This is a genomic window from Streptomyces sp. NRRL F-5727 (assembly GCF_000719555.1).
Taxonomy (GTDB): Bacteria; Actinomycetota; Actinomycetes; order Streptomycetales; family Streptomycetaceae; genus Streptomyces.
Genome location: NZ_JOGX01000151.1, coordinates 1 through 715, shown reverse-complemented (window position 1 = coordinate 715; position 715 = coordinate 1). Strand labels below are relative to the sequence as shown.

Below are 715 nucleotides of genomic sequence, written 5' to 3'. Positions count from 1 at the left end.
CATGTCGGAAACACCGACCGCGACTCCACAGGAGAAACCAGCCATGCAGACCTTCGCCACCACCGCCCCCATCACCACCGTCGTCGACGTCCCCGCCGGCCACCTCCGCTTCATCGCCGCCGACCGCGCCGACGCCACCGTCGACATCCGCCCCGCCCGCCCCGGCAAGAGCCGCGACGTCAAGGCCGCCGAAGGCACCACCGTCACCTTCACCGACGGCGTCCTGACCATCACCGCCCCCGCGGCCAAGAACCAGCTCTTCGGGCCCTCCGGCGCCGTCGAGGTCACCGTCCAGCTCCCCGCCGGCTCCCACGTCCAGGCCAAGGCCGCCGGCGCCGAACTCCGCGGCGTCGGACGCCTCGGCGACGTCACCTACGACTCCGCCCAGGGCCCCGTCAAGCTCGACGAAGCCGACACCGCCCACCTCACCCTCGCCGACGGCGACATCACCATCGGCCGCCTCACCGGCCCCGCCGACCTCACCACCGCCCGCGGCGACCTCCGCGTCACCGAGGCCACCACCGGCACCGTCGCCCTCACCACCCAGTCCGGCTCCATCACCGTCGGCGCCGCCCGCGGCACCGCCGCCACCCTCGACGCCGGCACCTCCTACGGCCGCATCCACAACACCCTCCAGAACGCCAAGGGCACCGGCGCCGACCTCACCATCCACGCCACCACCTCCCACGGCGACATCACCGCCCACGCCAACTGA

The 715-nt window shown here is 73.4% G+C and carries 1 protein-coding gene; it reads left to right on the top strand.

Annotated features, from left to right (window positions below):
• The first annotated feature begins 43 nt into the window (after window positions 1–43).
• Window positions 44–715 carry a DUF4097 family beta strand repeat-containing protein gene (locus IF73_RS0137100; RefSeq protein ID WP_031015949.1) on the top strand — a complete coding sequence of 224 codons (672 nt, stop codon included), beginning with the start codon at window positions 44–46 and terminating at the stop codon, window positions 713–715.

Excerpts from the sequence above, each read along its gene's own strand:
- IF73_RS0137100 (WP_031015949.1), top strand. The coding sequence starts at position 44 with ATGCAGACCTTCGCCACCACCGCCCCCATCACCACCGTCGTCGACGTC.